Genomic DNA, 20,605 nt, shown 5'->3' with positions numbered 1-20,605 from the left:
AATATATGAGTCACTCAATTGAAGAAGCGATTGCTGACTTGAAAATGGGAAAAGTGATTATCGTTTGTGATGATGAGAATCGTGAGAATGAGGGCGATTTTATCGCTGTTGCCGAGTATGCTTCAGCTGAAACAATCAATTTTATGGCGACAGTGGGAAGAGGGCTCATTTGCGTGCCGATTGAGCAGTCAATCGCCAAAAAATTAGACTTGCATCCGATGGTAACTAATAATACAGACAGCCATCAAACTGCTTTTACAGTAAGTATTGATTATAAAGAGACAACGACTGGTATAAGCGCATTTGAACGGTTTTTAACCGTAGAAAAAATGTTAGACGACAAAACACAAGCATCAGATTTTAATCGTCCAGGTCATATTTTCCCCCTTATAGCGAAGGATGGTGGCGTCCTAGAGCGTTCAGGCCATACGGAAGCGGCGGTAGATTTAGCGAAATTGGCTGAGGCAAGTCCGGTCGGGATTATATGCGAGATTATGAAAGAAAATGGTGAAATGGCTAGAGTAGCAGAGTTAGAGAAAGTAGCAGAAAAATATGATTTGAAGATGATTACGATTGAACAATTAATATCTTATAAGCAATCACAATTATTATTAAACTAATATAGGAGTGAAGTAGAATGAATACAATACTAGAAGGACATTTAATTGGAACGGGAATGAAAGTAGCCGTTGTTGTATCACGGTTCAATGAGTTTATTACAAAAAAATTATTAGATGGTGCATTAGATAGCTTCAAGCGTCACGATGTGGCTGAAGAGGATATTACGGTAGCGTGGGTACCAGGTGCATTTGAAATTCCCTTAGCGGCGAAAAAACTTGCGGAAAGTGGCAAATACGATGCGGTTGTTGCCCTTGGAACAGTCATTAGAGGGGCAACACCACATTTTGATTATGTGAATGCAGAGGTAGCCAAAGGAGTGGCAGCGACTTCATTACAAACGGGCATTCCAGTAATTTTTGGTGTGTTAACAACTGATTCTATTGAACAAGCGGTTGAGAGAGCGGGTACAAAAGCAGGCAACAAAGGCTGGGATGCAGCTGTTAATGCGATTGAAATGAGTAATTTTAATAAACATTTTCGTTAAAAATTAATTTTCTTTGCTCCCTCTTTCTTTTTCTCGTTATAATAATATTACGTTTATATTCACATGAACAATGGTAAAAACATGTATAGAAGATAAATGAAGAGCCTAAAAGAGAAAGAGGGTTTATGATGAAATTAGAATTAATTAAATGTCACGGTTCGGGAAATGACTTTTTTATTATTGATGAAATGGAGCAGTCCTTTGGCTGGAGTGATGAAGAACGAGCGAATTTAACGATTAGTCTTTGTAATCGTGGCAGTGAGCTCGGTGCGGATGGGATTTTATTTATATTAGCCAGTGAAGTTGCTGATGCAAAAATGCGCGTATTTAATGCAGATGGTTCAGAAGCTTCCATGTGTGGTAACGGTCTTCGTTGTGTCGCGAGGTATGTTTGTGAGAAATTGAAAATCAAAGAGGCGACAATTGATACGATGAAAGTAACCCTTCATGTTAGTAAAGAAAGCGATATTTATAAAGATATCCCTACTTACAAGGTAGAAATTTCACCAGTATCATTTGATGTTGCTACTTTACCACTTCACATCAATCAGCACCAATTAGTCAATGAAAAGATAGAAGACCTTTCAGAAGATATCGCTTTTACTGCTCTTTCTGTACCTAATCCCCATCTTGTTGCTATTGTCGAAAAAGAACAGATGCAATCAGATATTCAAGAAGAAATAAGTTTGTATGTCAACGGAGAAAATGATTACTTTCCTGATGGTGTAAATGTGAGTTTCGTCAAACCTCTTCCAGAAGGTGGGATTTTTGTTCGTACGTATGAAAGAGGTGTGGGCTTTACGAATGCATGTGGGACAGCGATGTCGGCTTCAAGTTTAGTCACATGTCTGCAAAGGATCAATACCTATGAGCAGCCGATTGAAGTTTATAACAACGGTGGTAAGGTCCGTTGCGTTGTTCATAAGCAAAATGATACCTTTACAATCGACCTTATTGGTAATGCTAGCTTTGTCTATCAATGTACAATTGAAGTAGATATAAATCATCCAGGGACATTTACCGTCGATAATAGCGAAGAATATATTGAAGAAATGATGCAATATGCGAAGTTGCAACAAGAGGCTTCTGCTTTTTTAACTAAGCAATTAAATGCTTAAGAAATGTTTAAGAAAGAAAATGGGTTTTGGACCGAAACGACACTATGAGTAAATAGTGTTGGTTCGGTTTTTTGTTTTTTTCATCTGAATAACGCGTAGAAATGGCATTAGCAGGTCGTTTCATAGTGTTTTCGCTCCTTGATGTCGTGCAAACTGAATGAGCAAAACGTTCAAATCAGTTTACTTTTTGAGTGATATGCAAACGGAGAAGGCAATCGTTTAAATGCGTTTTGGCTTTGGATAACGTGCATATCACATTTGCTTAGCTTTCACTTCCGTCACAAAAAAATCGCATAGGCTAAAGTTTCGTTTGTGTATAGTCTATTCTTTTAATGAATCTATAATTTTTGCGATCGTGTCATTTTTGGTTTCGAAAAAGGTTGCCATTGGACAGCAATCAGTTAAACGATACTTGCGGATGTTGTCTAGTGAAAAATTCTCTCGCTGCAGTTGTTTATTTACTTCATCCCAATAGAGTGGGGCTGCTACTATCGCGCCTTCTCTGCCTCTAGGAGAGTATGGAGCAATCATCGTTTTTCCTTCTGCATGTTGTATATAATCGATATATAACTTTTTCCCGCGATTCTTTTTCATTCTTTCTGTCGTAAATAAATCTGGGTTTTTCTCAACTAAATAGGATGCTATGAACGAAGTAAACAGTCGGGTATCTTCATAAGAAAAATGATGATGCATAATTGGGATATGTACTTGTATACCCTTACCTCCAGTTAATTTTGGGAAGCAGATAATATTTAATTCTTCGAAAATCTTACTTAGTTTCTGTGCAGCATCAACAGCTAGTAGAAAGTGTGTTTCATCTGGTGGGTCAAGGTCGAACACAATATCTACCGGATGGTCGCTGCCAATTGTTTCAAAAGGGGTATGATACTCTAGTGCTAATTGATTACCTAGCCAAACAAGGGTAGATAAATCATTACAAAGGATATAGTCGATTTCGTCTTTTGTAAAAGAATTCACAAATGACGGTGCATAATCAGGTTTATTCTTCTGATAGAAAAATTCTTTCCCGATATAGCCATGTGGATAGCGAATGGTTGTTAACAATCTATTCTTCACAAACGGTAACAACCGTGGAGCGACGGAAACAAGATAAGCAATGAGCTGCTCTTTATTGATCTTTGGGTTGTCCCATAACGGTTTTTCTGGGTGGGTCACTTCTATAGAAGAATCGATATTTGCATTTTCTATCAATAATCTCTCCCAAGTACATGTTTCCCATTGCTCATTCGGTAAGAATTGCATAAATTGAGGGAGGCTCAAGGTATCCTCAATTATGTCGCGAAAGCAAAGTTGAATACAAATGCTTGGGGAGATGCTGTATTTTACTTGATTTACTTTTTTTCCATTCTTTTGAATCAAGCTGACTAAAATAGCCAATTCTTGTTCATTTAGACCTTCGGAAAATTCGCCCATTGCCTTTACTTTATTTTGATATACGATACTATATTCAAACTGATTAGTTGTAATATTCCAGCCAGTAATAAAGAAACGACCTTTTTTCCTCATATGACCTTCAACCATCCTTTTTCTACATTTTGGTTTACATTCATAAAACCTATTACACATGGTCATAGTATGGTTAGATTGAAAAAAGACATACAAGTGAGGATCGATCCAATGAAGCCAATTATTCCTTTTGAACCAAAAATGACAAATGAAATTCCAAATGGCGATCAATGGATAGCGCAAGTAAAGTGGGATGGTACAAGGATATTGACTTATTATGAAAAAGAGAATTTAAGGATTTTTAATCGAAAAGGAAATGAGCGCACCATCCAATATCCGGAATTACATCAATTACCCTCATTAATTAAGGGGAATTCCTTCATTTTAGATGGAGAGGTAATCGCTTTTCAAGACGGTGTTCCCTCTTTTTATGATGTGATGAGAAGAGATCGGAGGAAGAATACGGTAACAATCAATCATTTACAGACAGAAATTCCTATTACTTATATGATATTTGACCTCTTATATTTTAACGGTAAATGGCTGATTGAAACCCCGTTATATAGACGCCAGGAGATGTTAATGGAAATCATCCAGCCAACAAATGAGATTCAAATCGTCCAAAGTTTTAGAGACTGTCAATCATTATATGATGCTGTCATAGAGCAAGGATTAGAGGGCATTGTTTGTAAGGATTTATATAGTGCTTATCTATTAGGAGGAAAAGATGAACGCTGGTTAAAAAAGAAAAAAGAACAGGACCTTATTGCTGTTGTTGGAGGGGTAACTTATAATGGAGCACTTATTCGTTCAATTGATTTAGGTATATATAATGAAAAGGGTGAGCTGATTTATATCGGTAGTGCAGGCTCGAGCAAGCTTACTTTAAAGGATTGGCGTGAAGTGACTGAAGTGACTAACCAAATTCTTCAGGGAGAAAGTCCGTTTCATAATTATAGCGGATTATTGAAAAATCATGAGTGGCTATCTCCGATTTTAAAAGTGAAGGTTACATTCTTAGAGTGGACAAAAGATCATACAATGAGGCAACCAGTTATTCAGTCTTTTGTTTTTTAAATCGTTTTCGGATAGGTTTTTGCCTACAGCAAATTTAGGTGTTTTACATAGTTTATAAGGAGTATATAAAGAGAACGACAGAGGAGGTTATAGGGTGAATCAACACTTTTACCCGGCATATACACAGACTCACTTATATAGAAGGCCTTATGGTGGTCGTCCTGGTTTTGGGGGAGGTCCCGGTTTTGGAGGTCCCGGCTTTGGGAGACCTGGTTTTGGTTTTGGTGGTCCATTTTTAGGTGGGGTAGCGGCAGGTTTATTAGGTGGCGCATTATTAGCACCTCTGGTGTACCCGCCTTATCCACCATATCCTGTATATCCACCATACCCACCTTATCCGGTTTATTAAAAAAATGGCTCAGATTTCACAAACACCACAGATTTAGCTGTGGTGTTTATTGTTTTTAATGCTTGTTTTTTTGTAAAGACAGTGTTAAATGAAGAGATATAAAAGAGATGTAGCTAATCTTACCAACATTGTACGTGTATATGAATAATCCTCAGAGAAAAAATACAATTAATAAGAATGGAGGAGGTTTTCTGATGCACACAATGTGGAAAGGAAGCATTAGTTTCGGTTTAGTCAATATCCCGATCAAATTGCATGCGGCAACTGAAGATAAAGATATTAAATTGCGTAATTTGCATAGTAAGTGTCATTCGCCTATTAAGTATGAGAAAGTTTGTCCTGTATGTGATGAACCTGTTGAACAAAGTGATATAGTGAAAGCATATGAGTACACGAAAGGGAAATTTATCGTACTTGATGAAGAGGAATTACAAGCGTTAAAAAAAGAAAATGAAGATAAAGCAGTGGAGATTTTAGATTTTGTCAAAATCAATGAAGTAGATCCGATATATTTTTCTCGATCTTATTATATATCTCCAGGAGATAGTGGATCGAAAGCGTATGCCTTGTTAAGGGAAGCTTTGAAGGAGTCTGAAAAAGTAGGGATAGCGAAAATCATCATTCGCGCAAAAGAACAGCTAGCCCTTCTAAGAGTTTTTCACAATACTTTAGTAATGGAAACCATCCATTTTCCTGATGAGGTGAGAAATTTTGCAGATGTGCCTAATATTCCTGCAGAAGAAAAAATAGCCAAAAAAGAATTAGACACCGCATTGTTATTGATAGACCAACTAACGACAACATTTGAACCTGAGAAATATACAGATGAATATCGCCAAGCACTTTTAGAACTGATTGAAACAAAGAAAAATGGGGAAGAGGTAGTAATAACAAATCAACAGCAACCAAAGACATCCAATGTTACTGATCTTATGGCTGCATTGCAAGCATCCATCGATCAAACAAAACCAACACAACCGAAAAAAGAAAAAACGACGACGAAGTCAAAAAAGAAAAAATCAACGAGTGCTACAAAGACAAAGAAGGAAGCATAGTTTTGTTTATTCAATTGGAGAAGTCTAGACTTCTCCAACTTCCTAAAAAATATAAAGGAATGGGCAATGAAAAAATCAACCTTATACATAACGACAAACATCATACTATTCATTCTATTTTTAGGTATGTTTTTGTTTATCGTTTTCGATTACACAAACAATGATCTTGCTTGGTTTGATATGGAGGTCATTCATATTGTCCAGCAAAATGTAACTCCTGCATTAACCACATTTATCGATCGTTTTACTTTCCTAGGTTCTGTGCTGTGGTTTGTCATAGCCACAGTTGTTGTAATAGTCCTTCTTGTCTTAAAAAAGAAGTATGCATTAGCTATTTATATTTGTTTGACATCGGGAGTAGGGGCTCTTTTAAATTGGACTCTTAAGCACTATTTTAAAAGGGAAAGGCCAGATATCCTTCCATTAATTGAAGAAACTGGCTATGCCTTTCCAAGTGGACATTCAATGGGCTCGTTTATATTCTACGGATCGCTCGCTTTTGTCATCATTCATGTAGCTAAAAAGACAAGTATGAAATGGGCTGTAGCAATCATCATGGGGTTACTGATTTTGTCGATTGGGTTAAGTAGGATATATTTAGGTGTCCATTACCCTAGTGACGTAGCGGCTGGTTTTTTGGTCGGAGCGATTTGGTTAATGCTTTCAATTATGGTTTTTCATATGTATGAGCATATATTTAATAAATAAAAGGAGAGGAAAATGTTGGAAAAATATATTCTTTCATTAGATCAAGGAACAACGAGCTCTCGAGCAATTTTATTCAATCATGAAGGGGAACCAGTACATAGTGCGCAAAAAGAGATTAAACAGTATTTTCCGAAACCTGGATGGGTGGAACATAATGCGAATGAAATTTGGGGAAGTGTACTGTCAGTGATTGCTAGTGTTTTATCAGAGGCAAATGTTACTCCCATTCAAATTGCCGGTATAGGTATTACGAACCAACGAGAAACAACAGTTTTATGGGACAAAGAATCAGGAGACCCCATCTACCATGCCATTGTTTGGCAATCTAGACAAACGAACGACATCTGTAAAGAGCTTAAGAAAGACGGATTGGAAGATAAGGTGCGTCAAAAGACTGGTCTATTAATTGACCCTTACTTTTCTGGAACAAAGGTGAAGTGGATCCTAGATCATGTGGAAGGTGCACGTGAAAAGGTGAAAAAAGGGGAAGTATTATTTGGGACCATTGATACATGGCTTATATGGAAATTATCCGGTGGCAAAGCTCATGTCACGGACTATACAAATGCGGCAAGAACTCTAATGTTTAATATTTTTGACCTGAAATGGGATGAAGAACTGTTAGATTTATTTGGGGCAAACCATTCTATGATGCCTGAAGTGAAAAGTTCTTCAGAGATATATGCAGAAACGGCTCCTTATCATTTTTTCGGTCAGTCAGTTCCTATAGCCGGCGCAGCAGGTGATCAACAAGCTGCCTTATTTGGTCAAGCATGTTTTACTGAAGGTATGGCAAAAAATACGTACGGTACGGGCTGTTTTATGCTCATGAATACAGGTGAAAAAGCAGTACATTCAGATAATGGTCTCTTAACAACGATAGCATGGGGGATAGATGGTAAAATCACCTATGCGCTTGAGGGGAGTATTTTCGTAGCCGGTTCTGCTCTTGGATGGTTACGAGATGGTTTGAGGATGTTAAAGCATGCGGAGGATAGTGAAGATTACGCAACAAAAGTACAATCAACAGAAGGTGTGTATATGGTACCTGCATTTGTTGGTTTAGGTACACCTTACTGGGATAGTGAGGTAAGGGGAGCTATTTTTGGATTAACTCGTGGAACGGAAAAGGAACATTTTATAAGAGCCACTTTGGAGTCACTTGCCTATCAAACGAAGGATGTATTACAAGCGATGATTGAGGATTCGGGGATTGATATCACTTCTTTACGGACGGACGGCGGTGCAGCAAAAAATAACTTTCTCATGCAATTCCAAGCAGATTTACTGGATACAGTTGTTGAACGGGCAAAGATTAATGAAACGACAGCTTTAGGAGCAGCATATTTAGCAGGCTTGGCTGTTGGTTTTTGGGAAAACAAAAAGCAACTTACCAAGAAATGGGATCTAGATAAAGAATTTCAACCAGAAATGGATGAAAAAGAAAGAGATAAACTGTATCAAGGCTGGCAAACAGCAATCAACGCAACAATGGCATTTAAGTAAGGTACTTCACCATTTGAAAAAACAGGAGGGTACGAAAATGAAATTTTCTGTGAAAAATCGTTCTACTACCATTCAGCATTTAACTAACAATGAGTATGATCTCGTTGTTATCGGTGGAGGTATTACAGGAGCTGGAATTGCCCTTGATGCTGTGACAAGAGGGATGAAAGTAGCTTTAATTGAAATGCAGGACTTTGCTGCAGGAACGTCAAGTCGCTCAACTAAACTTGTGCATGGTGGTCTACGTTATTTAAAACAATTAGAATTTCATGTCGTTTCTGAAGTAGGAAAAGAACGGGCGATTGTGTATGAAAACGGCCCTCATATTACAAAACCAGAATGGATGGTCTTACCTTTTTATCAAAAAGGAACTTTCGGGAAGTTCACAACATCAATTGGGTTGAAGGTCTATGATTTCCTTGCGGGAGTTAAAAGAGATGAAAGAAGAGAAATGTTAAATAAAGAAGAGGTGCTAATAAAAGAACCATTATTGAAAGAAGAAGGTTTACTTGGTGGTGGTCATTATGTGGAATACCGGACTGATGATGCACGGTTAACTATTGAAGTGATGAAAGAAGCCGCTCATCGAGGAGCTGATGTGATTAATTATGCTAAAGTAACTGACTTTATTTATAGGGATGGAACGATTATTGGTGTTGAGGTGCAAGACCAACTAAGTAATGAGTCTTTTCAAGTTTTCGGAAAAAAATGCGTGAATGCAACCGGTCCTTGGGTGGAACAGCTTTTAGATAAAGATGGGCAAATGAAAAATAAATCTTTAAAACTAACAAAAGGTGTTCATATTGTCATCGATCATTCTATTTTCCCATTAGAGCAAGCTATTTACTTTGACAGTGAAGATGGTCGAATGATTTTTGCCATTCCACGGGAAGGGAAAACTTATGTTGGAACGACCGATACCTTTTATAAAGGTGATCCTGTGCATCCTTCGATAACAGATGAAGATAGGCAATATTTGCTGAACGCAATTAAAGGGGTTTTTCCAAATGTGAAGGTGACAGAAGCAGATATCGAATCTAGTTGGTCAGGTGTGCGTCCACTTATTCATGAAGAAGGAAAGTCACCGTCAGAAATTTCGAGAAAAGATGAAATCTGGGTGTCAGAGCACGGTTTAATTACGATTGCTGGTGGTAAATTAACAGGTTACCGAAAAATGGCCGAGACAATTGTAGACAAAGTTTCGTTTATGTTAAAAGAAGAATATCAACTATTGTTTTCAAAAAGTATGACAAAACATCTACCGTTGTCAGGTGGAAGAGTAGGTGGAGCGAAATATTTCCCTACTTTTATCGAATCAAAGAAACAGGATGGGATAAAAGCTGGATTAAATGGAGAAGAGTCTCTTTATCTCTTAAGGCGTTATGGTTCAAATGCGCCGGTTTTATTCTCTTTGGTTAAGCAATATCATAAAGGAGAGCATCTAATCCCACGAGTCTTATGGTTGGAGCTAAAATATGCACTTGATTATGAAATGGCTGTTTCGCCTGTAGACTTTTTTTTCCGCCGGACAGGCGCATTGTTGTTTAACATTAAGTGTGTGTTCACATATAAAAAGGCGATCATTGAGATCATGGCAGATGAGCTTGACTGGACAGTTGAACAAACACAATCATATACGAACGAACTAAATGAAGTGATTGACTGGGCGACAAACAACGGGTAAAAAAAATCGTGGGTGGCGACGGGATATAGTGAGTCTCTCTCATATCCTGTCGTAAAAAACCAATGAATTTGACATGTATCTACCAAAGTACTATAATAGATTGTGGTATTTGAGATAGAAAGATAGTCGGTAGTCATACGGCTTTTCTTGATGTGAAAGTTACTCTTTAGAGTAAAGTTCGCTAAGCAAGGTTTATAATTAAGAACTATTTTGTGGACAACTTCATAAGTAAGTTGAAATTCTTCTTAAATCATCTTCTATTTACCCATAAATGAACTTTATATGGTTACTTCAATAATTAAACCCCAATATACAATTCAACAAAGAGTTACTTTTCTCAAGAACAAATGAAGATTTAACCTGATTCTCACTGGCGCAGCTTCGGGGTTGCAAGGATGGAAGAGAGGTAGGGCTTTCGTTGTTTTAGGTAAAGAACTTATTGAAATTTAATAATCTCAAATATAACCAGCGAACCGTCATTGAAGCGGTTCGCTTTTTGATTTATTCCTTATAATAGAGATAACGTCGTATAGCGTTGATTAAGATATATTCCCCATCCTTTATGTGGTTCTCAGCATTACTTTTGATTCTCAACAAAAATTATGCAATAATCAACCAATAATCAAATGTAGAGTAATAAAATAGCCTATGACGTAAATTCAAAAAGGCGAACAATAAGCGCATTTTTTATTGAAACATATGTGTTTTCTGTTATAATAAAAAGGAAGCTGAAGAAATCGCAGTAACTGACGACATTGCGGAAATAACCGCTGGGGAGCTGCGTCTATGTTTAGCCGGTCGTCTGGGCAGAGGTGAGTTTTCCTTATCTCTTTTTTATTTCGGAGGGAATGGACATGGAAGAAAAAACGATACTAGACGGACAAAAAGTTTCGAAAGATGTAAAAGAAAACTTAAAAGAAAGAGTATTAAAATTATCGGCACAAGGAGTAACGCCTTGCTTAGCTACTATTTTAGTGGGAGATGATCCATCTTCTGCTACGTATGTACGCATGAAAGGCAACGCCTGTGAAAAACTGGGTATTCTATCAAAGAGAATACATCTAGATGCAAGTATTTCTACTGAAACACTCATAGAAACGATTCAGGATTTGAATAATGATAAAAATGTACATGGTATCCTATTGCAACATCCAGTACCTGCACATATAGATGAAAGAAAAGCATTTGAAGCGATTGACATCGAAAAGGATGTGGATGGTGTCACCAGTCTGGGGTATGGTCAAACAGCACTTGGTTTTGGTGTTTATCCATCTTGTACACCTGCTGCTATTATGGAAATTATTGATTATTATGACATTCCTGTTGAAGGGAAAAATGCAGTTGTGGTTGGAAGAAGTCCTATTTTAGGGAAGCCTGTTTCTGCATTACTACTCAATCGTAATGCAACTGTAACGACTTGTCATTCTAAAACAAAGGATTTAAGTGAACATTTAAGCAAAGCTGATATTGTTGTTGCAGCTGTTGGGAAACCTAATTTTATTCAAGGAAGCTGGCTAAAAGAAGGGGCTGTAGTGTTAGACGCGGGATACAACCCAGGAAATATTGGCGATGCTCATTATGATAGCTGTTATGAAAAAGCATCTGCCATTACCCCTGTCCCTGGTGGAGTAGGCCCTGTAACGATATCTATGTTATTAAAACACACTGTAGCTTCAGCAGAGAAAACGGTTCAGTGAGAAATAACTATTGACATTTAGCGACAAAACAATGTATTATAAAATATACGCTGTAAAGTTCGTTATATATTATTTGGATAAGTGGTCGTAACTGCAAGAAATGTAGGCGATTGTACTCTTCATTTCTTGTAGTTACGGCCTTTTTAACTTCATAAGAAAATTAAAGTACGAGGCATTCCACTTTTCTCTATAAGCTTATATAATTATGACTTTTTAGTGATTATTTTTTGGAGGTATTATCATGAATAACGGTAAAGTAAAATGGTTTAACGCAGAAAAAGGTTTTGGTTTCATCGAGTCTCAAGAAGGACAAGACGTATTCGTACATTTCAGTGCGATTCAATCTGAAGGTTTCAAAACTCTTGAAGAAGGTCAAGAAGTTACTTTTGAAATCGTTGATGGCGACCGTGGCCCTCAAGCTGCAAACGTTGTAAAAGCATAATAATGCGGTGATGCATGGCCTTTCATGCATCACCTTTTTATGTGAACTACTCCCCAACCGTTCTTATACCGTTACAATGATTTTACTTTTATTGCTTATAAATTGATAAAAATTAATGGAAACTGGATACACTCATACTATAGATTATTTTGAAGTATGTTTGAAATACAAGGAGGATTTATCTTGGTAAAATTTTCGGATTTTGGTTTAAGTACAGAGCTAGAAAAAGCTCTTTCTAATATGGGTTTTGAAGAGCCAACACCTATTCAAGCACAATCACTACCAATCGCATTAGCTGGTGCGGATATGATTGGTCAAGCTCAAACAGGTACTGGTAAAACAACGGCATTTGGTGTCCCAATGTTAGAGAAAGTAACGAAAGAAGATGGCATTCAAGGTTTGGTTCTTGCCCCAACAAGGGAACTAGCTGTGCAAGTGGCTGAAGAATTAAATCGTATTGGACAAGTGAAAGGAATCAGGACTTTACCGATATATGGTGGTCAAGATATTGGCAGACAAATTCGCGCACTTAAAAATCGCCCGCAAATTATCGCTGCCACACCAGGCCGTTTAATTGATCATATTGAAAGAAGAACCATTCGTCTAAACAATATTAAATCAGTTGTTCTAGATGAAGCGGATGAAATGCTAAATATGGGCTTCATTGAAGATATTGAAAGAATTCTTGGTGAAATTGAGCATGAACGCCAAACGCTTCTTTTCTCAGCAACAATGCCTAGACGTATTCAAACTCTAGCTGAGAAGTTTATGAATGATCCACAAATTGTTCGTGTAAAAGCAAAAGAGTTAACAGTAAAAAATATTGAACAATCTTATATCGAAGTGCATGAAAAACAAAAATTTGATGTGTTATGTAGCTTATTAGATATTCAATCTCCTGAACTTGCGATTGTATTTGGTAGAACGAAAAAACGCGTAGATGAAGTGGTAGAAGGATTAATTAAACGTGGATATTCTGCAGAAGGTATTCATGGTGATATTCCACAAGCAAAACGTGATCAAGTTATTCGTCGTTTCAAAGACCAAACAATCGATATTATGGTAGCAACAGATGTTGCCGCTCGTGGACTAGATATTTCAGGCGTTTCACATGTCTACAACTTTGATATTCCTCAAGATCCTGAAAGCTATGTGCACCGTATTGGACGTACTGGGAGAGCGGGGAATAAAGGTTTAGCTGTTACATTTGTTTCTCCACGAGAAATCGATCACTTGAAAATTATTGAAAATGTAACAAAGACAAAAATGAAGAAAGAACCAGTGCCAACGTTTAAAGATGTTGTTGCAGGTAACCAACGTGTGACGATTAATCGTTTAATGAATACGATTGATAAGAAAGACTACGATGAGTATAAACGTATTGCAGAATCGTTGTTAGAAGATACAGATTCAGTGACAGTATTGGCAGCAGCATTAAAATTATTAACAAAAGATCCAGATGTCACACCTGTAAAAATTACAGCGGTTGAGCCACTTCGTTCGAAAAAACCTAAAAATAGAGATGGGCGTAATCGTAGTCGCTTTGGTGATCGTCCGAGATCTGGTGGAAGAGATCGTAAAGGGGGCGGACGTGACTATAAAGGTCGCGAAAGACGTCGTGTAAAAAATAATAATAAAGGCCGCGATTGATTAAAATAAAGTAAATTGTGGTATATTAGGAAATACAGGAGATTATTCCTGTGAGTTTTCAAATGTTTAGGAGGAAAAGAAAAAATGGCAACAGGTAAAGTAAAATGGTTTAACGCAGAAAAAGGATTTGGCTTCATTGAACAAGAAAGTGGAGATGACGTATTCGTACATTTCTCTGCAATTCAAACTGAAGGCTTTAAAACATTAGATGAAGGACAAGAAGTGTCTTTTGATATAGAAGAGGGGCAACGTGGCCCTCAAGCTGTAAATGTGACAAAGCTATAATACAAATGTTCAAACAAACAAAAAAGATCATTCCATTGAGGAGTGATCTTTTTCTTTTATTCATGGTTAATAGTACTCCACCGCTGTATTTGATGAGGACTAAATAGAAATCCATTCGGATGACAACGAATGTGAGTACCTATCTATGGTTTTTATTGAAGTGATAATAATCCTGACTGCCACACTCTGTAAATCCGCACTTTTTATAAAGCATGAGTGCCCGGTTATTCTTAACCTCAACCTCTAAGTGAATGGAATAACGAGCTTCGTATTGTTCAATGATTAGACGCAATACTTCACTTCCTAACCCTTTACCTTGTTCATTGGGATGAATCGCGAACCCGTATATCCATAAATGATGATCCTTTATTTGGAGACGTATCTTACCGACTCTCTGATTACCATCGCAAATGACTAGTAATTGATGATCTTGTCTATGTAAGTTGAAATCACCATTGATCGCTTTAGCATCTTCTTCTGAAAGGTTAAAACATAGTTGATCGAGTCGGTTGCAGAAAGTAGAATCTGCTAATTCTGCGATTCTGAGATGAATATTTCGTTGCTCTTGTTTTGTCGGTTGACCCCCTTCATAGACCATTTGATATTCTGTGTAAGCATACGGTTGTTTCCATGCAGACATAACGGTCGTACCCGTATGTGATTGACCTGGTATATTAATTAGTACTTCTTGATAGTGGTCAATCATCGGCAAAGCTTCCGTAAATAATGAAGAGAATATTCCTTTTCTACGATAATGAGGATGGACCATACCACATATTTCAAGCTTGGACCCGAATGGATAAAGTGCAACAAAACCGATAAGTTGACCATCAATATAGTGCTTGTACAAAGGTGTTTCGGTTTGGGTATTCTCTATCATATCAAAGTTTAATTTAAGTATGATCTCATCATGTTGTTCACAAATTTTTTGCAACTGATAGATCTCATGTTTATCCATTTTCTTCGCACTCCTTTAAGCTATTATATCTGTAAAAATTAAAATGAAGAAGTTTCTTTTTTATTACGAAGGTAATAATAGGATAATACAGGTGTTTATGCTATCATCATATAGAGAAAGTGAGGGAGATGTATGCAATCATTTAAAGTACAATTCCATAAAGAAGATCAAGTGGATGAAATGAATGTAAACAAACTATCAGAGGAAGATTTTAACCGAATGACAGAAGGTGGAACAAGACACCTGTTTGAATTAGATACGAATATTGGCTTTTTTGTTTACTTTGATGGTCTTAATAAGGATGGACAAGAGTCGTATATGGTTCTTCATTATGAAGGCGAAGAAGAAGAGCCAACCGCTTGTTACAGTTTTTCATTGCCGGATTTTTACCAGTTTGTTGCCTTGCATTTAAATGATTTAGAATTTAACGAAGAAGAGCAAGAGGATGAAGAAGTGTATGGTCCAATACATCACCTTGCCCATTTAATGTATCATATCATTGAAGAAGGTAAAGAAGTAGAGGAATAATCATAAAAAATGCCTAGGGGCTAACCCTAGGCATTTTATGATTTATTCTTCATTTGCATTGAGATGTTGACTACAGAATTTAGTCACTAATATTTCTTCTTCTTCTTCTAATCCAAATTCCAAAATCTCTTCATTATTATTCTCTTGGAAGTGATAATTAAGTATCTTCATTTCGTCTTCACCTTTATAAAATAACACGCGCAAGCGAATACCTTGTTCTAAATATAATTCATCATCTTCATCAACATCAATATCTAAAAAGAATTCGTACCTCTCTCCAGACAGTATACCAGTTGGATCATTGATTTCTTCCACCGTATAACTAGAAATATGCAAATGTCTTCATCCTTTCTTTAAAGCAATCAGCGTCTCTATTATACACTTTTTCCACTATAATTCATACATAAAGGTTGTTTTTTATAGGACAACATGTTAAAGTGAAAGTTTCCTTGTTTTGACAAGGATAAAAAAATGTGCTATACTAATATTTGTTAAGTAAAAAATATCACACACACTTGTTATAAAGGACCATACTGGTTTGGCATAGCGAGTGATTTTTATTTTTTTCGGATGATATGTTCTACCTTTAGGAGGTGCCTGATAATGGCAATGGGATTTGGAAGAAAGAACATGGAAGAAGTGAAGACTGAAGAGATTAAAATTTGGGAATGTTCCTCAGAAACATGTAATGCTTGGGTGAGAGACAACTTTAAAAGTACACCAAAATGCCCAATTTGTGAGAGTGAAATGGTAGCAACAACAAAAGAATTACAAGTAGTCAATAACAATAGTCTTTATAACAAATAATATTCTTCTGTTATTTTTTGGCTTCTGTTAAGTCAAGGGATAATTGAATGAACAGGATAAGACGAGTGGTTGTTTGATAACCACTCTTTTTTATTTTATTTAAAAACTTTATCAATATAGGTTTATTTATTGTAAGAACGGGTATGTAGATATCTTAAGGGGGTGAAAAGACAGAATTTTTAATAAATATGGTAAGTATTCATTTATATTAAAGGGGGATTTGATGGAGTTTATTGAAAACATTGTGAATATGAGTAATGAGGTATTATGGGGTTATGTTCTTATCTTTGTGTTAGTGATTGCAGGGCTGTTTTTTAGTATAAGAACAAAGTTTGTTCAAGTCAGGCATATTGGTGAGATGGTTAGGTTACTGTTTGTTAAAGAAACCGTTACAACAGAGTCTAAAAAAACTATTTCGCCTTTACAAGCGTTTTTTGTTGGTGCAGGAACGAGAATAGGTACAGGTAATATTGCCGGAGTAGCTATTGCGATGGTATTAGGTGGTCCTGGAGCAATCTTTTGGATGTGGTTAATTGCAGTTATTGGTAGTGCTAGCTCATTTGTAGAAAATACGTTAGCGCAAACTTATAAGGTTAAGACTGGTGTAGGCTTCAAAGGTGGGCCGGCATATTATATCAAGAAGCAATTAAAACTTCCTTGGATGGCTGTGTTATTTTCCACAATGATTATCTTATCGTATGGTACGACATTTAACGCTGTACAAAGTAATACGATCGCTGTTGCAATGGAGAATTCATTTGGCATTCAGCCTGTTTATATTGGTATCATTCTTGTTTTCTTAACAGGATTAGTAGTATTTGGAGGAATTAAGCGAATAGCAGATATTTCTTCTTTAATCGTGCCGTTTATGGCTTTTGGTTATATTCTGTTAGCTTTATTCGCAGTTGCTTCAAATATTACTGAGTTACCAGCAATGTTTGCTCTTATTTTTAAAAGTGCATTCGGATTTGAGCAGGCTATTGGTGGAGGGATAGCTGCTGCTATTGTTAATGGCATTAAGCGCGGATTATTCTCCAATGGTGCAGGAATGGGGGGAGATCCGATTGCAGCTGCAACAGCGACTGTATCTCATCCAGTAAAACAAGGCTTCGTTCAGGCTCTAGGGGTATTATTTGATACTTTATTGGTTTGTTCTGCTACTGCTTTTATCATTTTATCCTCCGAAAGCTATGCTTCAGGCTTAACAGGTATCGAATTGACTCAAGCAGCGATGTCGGAACACTTTGGTACAATAGGTGGAATGTTTCTCGGTATTGCTATTTTTTTATTTGCTTTTACTTCTATTATCGGATCATATTATTATGGTGAAGCAAACTTGAATTTCATTCATAAGAGTAAAATATTTCATCATGCTTATAAGGTAGCTGCATTAGGAATGGTCATGTTTGGTGCAATTGCTAATTTAGAAATTGTTTGGGGAATGGCAGATTTAACAATGGGTATCATGGCGCTTGTCAATTTAACCGCCATTACGATGTTATCGCCTATCGTAGTTAAGCTGTTGAAAAACTATATGCAGCAACGGAAAGCGGGCTTGGAACCGCAATTTTATCAAGAGGATATCCCTGGTCTAACAGGGGTAGAAGCTTGGCCTGTCAGAGAAAAGGAGAAAAGAAAGAAAGCGATGTAATGGAAATGAGCGAATCCTAATTTTTAGGGGTTCGCTCATTTTTTGTGCGAGGAACAAGGTTTTACTCTGTATTAATTTTTTGTGTAAGTCAGCTAATTGAGGAACTGAGCCGATAATTGTGAATGTATCTCATCTCGGATGCAATGTGATTGAAATTGCTATCAATGTTAATTTCGCTTCAATTTAGCGTTAGGTTCTCGATTGTAATAAAAATAGCGGACTAAAGGCCGCTATTTTATTATTTCATCTCCCTACTTGGTAGGAGAGAATGCACTGCTATCTAAAATTTATTTTTAAATAAAAAGTCTGCTAATGCCGATTGATTCTTCGTTAGATCAGCTAATGTATATTGATCTAGTACTTCTAAATACGCTTTTAATGCTTTATTTAATACATGTCTTAGACCACAAACAGGTGAAATGACACAATGATTGTTATTAGTATCAAAACATTCAACTAAATGAAAATCTTCTTCGGTTTTTCTGACCACTTCACCAATATTAATTTCTTTAGGTGACATCGCTAAACGAATGCCGCCATTTCTTCCTCTTATCGTCTCAACATATTGATTTTTCCCTAATTGATAGATGACTTTCATCAGATGATTCTTAGAGATTTGATATGTGTCTGCAATTTCTTTAATATTTGTCAGCTGGTCTTTTTCAATTGTTGCTAAATATATGAGAACTCTTAATGAATAATCCGTGTAGTTGGTAAGACGCATTATGAATCACACCTTTTTTCTATTAATAGTTCTATTATACATATTGCTTGATATGGAACCAATTGTGACAACTTTTTAAAAGATGTATTTAAAATATTGCTTTAAATTTGGAAACGGTATATTTTAAAGATGTATTTAAAATATTGCTTTTAAATTGAAAGGGTGGAGATATTAATGTTAAAACAAGAGACGATTAAAATCATCAAATCAACCATACCCGTATTAGAAATTCATGGAACCGCTATCACAACGCATTTTTATAAACGATTATTTGCTGAACATCCTGAACTACTTAACATTTTTAATCATGCTAATCAAGAGAAGGGAAGACAGCCTAAAGCCCTCGCTAATGTATTATTTCAAGCAGCTAACCATATTGAACATTTAGAAGAATTAGCGCCGGCAGTTGCTACAATTGCTCATAAGCATCGAAGCTTAGGGGTTAAGAAGGAGCATTATCCAATCGTCGGGGAACATCTATTAGCAGCGATAAAAGAAGTTCTAGGTGATGCAGCAACAGAAGACATTATTACGGCGTGGGCAGAGGCTTATGAAGTGATTGCCGGTATCTTTATTTCCACAGAAGAAGAGTTATACAATGCATCAGCATGGGCTGGATTTAAATCTTTTAAAGTAGTAAATAAGGTACCTGAAAGTGATCTTATCACTTCTTTTTATATTGAGCCAAATGATGGTATGACTTTACCAACCCACCAACCTGGCCAGTATGTAACGATTCGGGTAAATATAGCTGGCGAAAAGTACGACCATAACCGTCAATATAGCTTATCAGGTAAACCATCAGAAAAGACGTATCGTATATCTGTCAAAAGAGAAGAACAGGGTAAAGTCTCAAACTGGTTACATGACCATGTGCAAATAGGAGACAGTTTGGATGTTAGTGCACCAGCTGGTGAATTTGTATTATCATCCCAAGCAGAGACACCCGTGGTATTAATCAGTGGTGGTGTTGGAACCACACCATTATTGAGTATGCTTCATGCATTAGAAGGGACAAAGCGAGAAGTAAGTTTCCTTCATAGTTGTAAGAACAAAAACGTACATGCGTTTGAAGATGAAGTGAAGCCGTTGATAGCAGGAATTGAAAAGGGGCGTTTCCTAGTAAAATATAGTGATGACGTGGGCAGATTAGATAGTGAGGATTTAAAGCAACATATTAGTCAAGAAGCAGAGTACTATCTATGTGGTCCTATCAATTTTATGGAAAATATGAAAGAACAATTATTGATGTTAGGTGTGGAAAATTCGCATATTCATCTTGAACTGTTTGGTCCAGCCGTTCCTCTAAAAGAAAAGATCAATATGTAAAAGAAGAGCTTTTGAAATATTTCAGTAGAAAAGAGATGAAAACTCATCTCTTTTCTGTTTATTCAATTTTGCCTTTTCCCTTTCAACTTACACGATATAAGGGAATAAATTAAAATCAATCCATTGTTAAGACCTTTCATCTCTTAGTAACCTTAATTGTATATTGTCGAGAAGTCCTTCATCAACAAATGAGTTCCTTTCGAAATGTATAAAAAGGCTAAAATGTTAAAGAATATATTTATCAATTATGAGAGGTGAATCATATGGAAACAAAGAGGATAAAACAAATACTTTCATCATCGAGTGATGTAGAAGTTCAATACAATGGAACTTCTGTATGGATAGATAAGTTACATGAAGATGATAAAACAGTTACAGTTCATTTAAGAGGAATTCCGTTAGAAGAAAGAACAGAAGTAGATATTTCAGACCTTAATGAAGTGTAATTACAATTCAACATGTTAG

21 protein-coding genes, 1 pseudogene and 1 riboswitch are annotated in these 20,605 nt (G+C 36.5%); of the genes and pseudogenes, 18 read left to right on the top strand and 4 right to left on the bottom strand.

The features are described from left to right. Positions 1-5: 5 nt before the first annotated feature. The 3 genes and pseudogenes from ribB to dapF form a co-directional block, all read left to right on the top strand. Positions 6-596: pseudogene (ribB, locus tag LG276_RS13975) on the top strand (3,4-dihydroxy-2-butanone-4-phosphate synthase); the annotation flags it as partial. A 41-nt stretch (positions 597-637) separates the two neighbouring features. After that, positions 638-1,105 (top strand): 6,7-dimethyl-8-ribityllumazine synthase, encoded by a 468-nt coding sequence (gene ribE, locus LG276_RS13970; RefSeq protein ID WP_224938495.1) that lies wholly within the window; start codon positions 638-640, stop codon positions 1,103-1,105. Between the two features lie 128 nt (positions 1,106-1,233). Next, positions 1,234-2,223 carry a diaminopimelate epimerase gene (gene dapF, locus LG276_RS13965; RefSeq protein WP_251161815.1) on the top strand — a complete coding sequence of 330 codons (990 nt, stop codon included), beginning with the start codon at positions 1,234-1,236 and terminating at the stop codon, positions 2,221-2,223. A 321-nt stretch (positions 2,224-2,544) separates the two neighbouring features. Here dapF and ligD read toward each other — a convergent pair whose 3' ends face one another. Next, a complete protein-coding gene (gene ligD, locus LG276_RS13960; RefSeq protein WP_251161814.1) occupies positions 2,545-3,750 on the bottom strand; it encodes a DNA ligase D in 1,206 nt (401 codons plus the stop codon). A 111-nt stretch (positions 3,751-3,861) separates the two neighbouring features. Here ligD and LG276_RS13955 point away from each other — a divergent pair, with 111 nt between their 5' ends. The 10 genes from LG276_RS13955 to LG276_RS13910 all read left to right on the top strand — a co-directional run bounded on the left by LG276_RS13955 (position 3,862) and on the right by LG276_RS13910 (position 14,143). Then, positions 3,862-4,767, top strand: a complete 906-nt coding sequence (locus LG276_RS13955) for an RNA ligase family protein (RefSeq protein WP_251161813.1) — start codon at positions 3,862-3,864, stop codon at positions 4,765-4,767. Positions 4,768-4,861: 94 nt separating this feature from the next. Then, a complete protein-coding gene (locus tag LG276_RS13950) occupies positions 4,862-5,116 on the top strand; it encodes a spore coat protein (protein ID WP_233435229.1) in 255 nt (84 codons plus the stop codon). A gap of 194 nt (positions 5,117-5,310) precedes the next feature. Then, positions 5,311-6,171 carry a Ku protein gene (locus LG276_RS13945; protein WP_224938490.1) on the top strand — a complete coding sequence of 287 codons (861 nt, stop codon included), beginning with the start codon at positions 5,311-5,313 and terminating at the stop codon, positions 6,169-6,171. A 66-nt stretch (positions 6,172-6,237) separates the two neighbouring features. Next, complete coding sequence (locus LG276_RS13940) at positions 6,238-6,879, top strand: phosphatase PAP2 family protein (protein WP_095372947.1); 642 nt, start codon at positions 6,238-6,240, stop codon at positions 6,877-6,879. Positions 6,880-6,894: 15 nt separating this feature from the next. Continuing rightward, on the top strand, positions 6,895-8,385 hold the full coding sequence (gene glpK / locus LG276_RS13935) for a glycerol kinase GlpK (protein ID WP_224938489.1): 1,491 nt from the start codon (positions 6,895-6,897) through the stop codon (positions 8,383-8,385). Positions 8,386-8,422: 37 nt separating this feature from the next. Continuing rightward, on the top strand, positions 8,423-10,069 hold the full coding sequence (locus LG276_RS13930; protein ID WP_251161812.1) for a glycerol-3-phosphate dehydrogenase/oxidase: 1,647 nt from the start codon (positions 8,423-8,425) through the stop codon (positions 10,067-10,069). Positions 10,070-10,801: 732 nt separating this feature from the next. Continuing rightward, positions 10,802-10,884, top strand: a riboswitch (ZMP/ZTP riboswitch). 39 nt (positions 10,885-10,923) lie between these two features. Further along, complete coding sequence (locus LG276_RS13925; RefSeq protein ID WP_224938487.1) at positions 10,924-11,766, top strand: bifunctional 5,10-methylenetetrahydrofolate dehydrogenase/5,10-methenyltetrahydrofolate cyclohydrolase; 843 nt, start codon at positions 10,924-10,926, stop codon at positions 11,764-11,766. 241 nt (positions 11,767-12,007) lie between these two features. Next, on the top strand, positions 12,008-12,208 hold the full coding sequence (locus LG276_RS13920; protein ID WP_095372951.1) for a cold-shock protein: 201 nt from the start codon (positions 12,008-12,010) through the stop codon (positions 12,206-12,208). Between the two features lie 183 nt (positions 12,209-12,391). Continuing rightward, entirely contained in the window at positions 12,392-13,858 is a 1,467-nt protein-coding gene (locus LG276_RS13915; RefSeq protein ID WP_281202505.1) for a DEAD/DEAH box helicase, read from the top strand. An 84-nt stretch (positions 13,859-13,942) separates the two neighbouring features. After that, positions 13,943-14,143 carry a cold-shock protein gene (locus LG276_RS13910; RefSeq protein WP_095372953.1) on the top strand — a complete coding sequence of 67 codons (201 nt, stop codon included), beginning with the start codon at positions 13,943-13,945 and terminating at the stop codon, positions 14,141-14,143. 139 nt (positions 14,144-14,282) lie between these two features. Here LG276_RS13910 and LG276_RS13905 read toward each other — a convergent pair whose 3' ends face one another. Next, positions 14,283-15,101 carry a GNAT family N-acetyltransferase gene (locus LG276_RS13905; protein WP_251161811.1) on the bottom strand — a complete coding sequence of 273 codons (819 nt, stop codon included), beginning with the start codon at positions 15,099-15,101 and terminating at the stop codon, positions 14,283-14,285. Positions 15,102-15,233: 132 nt separating this feature from the next. On the opposite strand from LG276_RS13905, the gene LG276_RS13900 reads away from it, so the two are divergent. After that, a complete protein-coding gene (locus LG276_RS13900; RefSeq protein WP_224938484.1) occupies positions 15,234-15,629 on the top strand; it encodes a cytosolic protein in 396 nt (131 codons plus the stop codon). A 42-nt stretch (positions 15,630-15,671) separates the two neighbouring features. Here LG276_RS13900 and LG276_RS13895 read toward each other — a convergent pair whose 3' ends face one another. After that, entirely contained in the window at positions 15,672-15,965 is a 294-nt protein-coding gene (locus LG276_RS13895) for a DUF6509 family protein (RefSeq protein WP_224938483.1), read from the bottom strand. Between the two features lie 267 nt (positions 15,966-16,232). Between LG276_RS13895 and LG276_RS13890 the strand changes: the two genes are divergently transcribed. Beyond that, positions 16,233-16,436: a cold-inducible protein YdjO-related protein gene (locus LG276_RS13890; protein ID WP_095372957.1), complete on the top strand. Its 204-nt coding sequence runs from the start codon at positions 16,233-16,235 to the stop codon at positions 16,434-16,436. A gap of 223 nt (positions 16,437-16,659) precedes the next feature. Continuing rightward, positions 16,660-18,087 carry a sodium:alanine symporter family protein gene (locus tag LG276_RS13885; RefSeq protein ID WP_224938482.1) on the top strand — a complete coding sequence of 476 codons (1,428 nt, stop codon included), beginning with the start codon at positions 16,660-16,662 and terminating at the stop codon, positions 18,085-18,087. Positions 18,088-18,367: 280 nt separating this feature from the next. On the opposite strand, the gene LG276_RS13880 is transcribed toward LG276_RS13885, so the two are convergent. Continuing rightward, positions 18,368-18,811, bottom strand: coding sequence for an Rrf2 family transcriptional regulator (locus tag LG276_RS13880; RefSeq protein WP_251161810.1), 444 nt, complete (start codon positions 18,809-18,811; stop codon positions 18,368-18,370). A gap of 174 nt (positions 18,812-18,985) precedes the next feature. Between LG276_RS13880 and hmpA the strand changes: the two genes are divergently transcribed. Together hmpA and LG276_RS13870 are read left to right on the top strand one after the other, a co-directional pair. Further along, complete coding sequence (gene hmpA / locus LG276_RS13875; RefSeq protein ID WP_224938480.1) at positions 18,986-20,140, top strand: NO-inducible flavohemoprotein; 1,155 nt, start codon at positions 18,986-18,988, stop codon at positions 20,138-20,140. 263 nt (positions 20,141-20,403) lie between these two features. Continuing rightward, the gene (locus LG276_RS13870; RefSeq protein WP_095372961.1) at positions 20,404-20,586 is read left to right on the top strand and encodes an H-type small acid-soluble spore protein; all 183 of its coding nucleotides are present in this window, start codon (positions 20,404-20,406) and stop codon (positions 20,584-20,586) included. Positions 20,587-20,605: the final 19 nt, after the last annotated feature.

The organism is Cytobacillus kochii (genome assembly GCF_044790165.1).
Classification (GTDB): Bacteria; Bacillota; Bacilli; order Bacillales; family Cytobacillaceae; genus Cytobacillus; species Cytobacillus kochii.
Note: the sequence above shows the minus strand (reverse complement) of the source record. Positions and strands in the feature narration are given on the sequence as shown.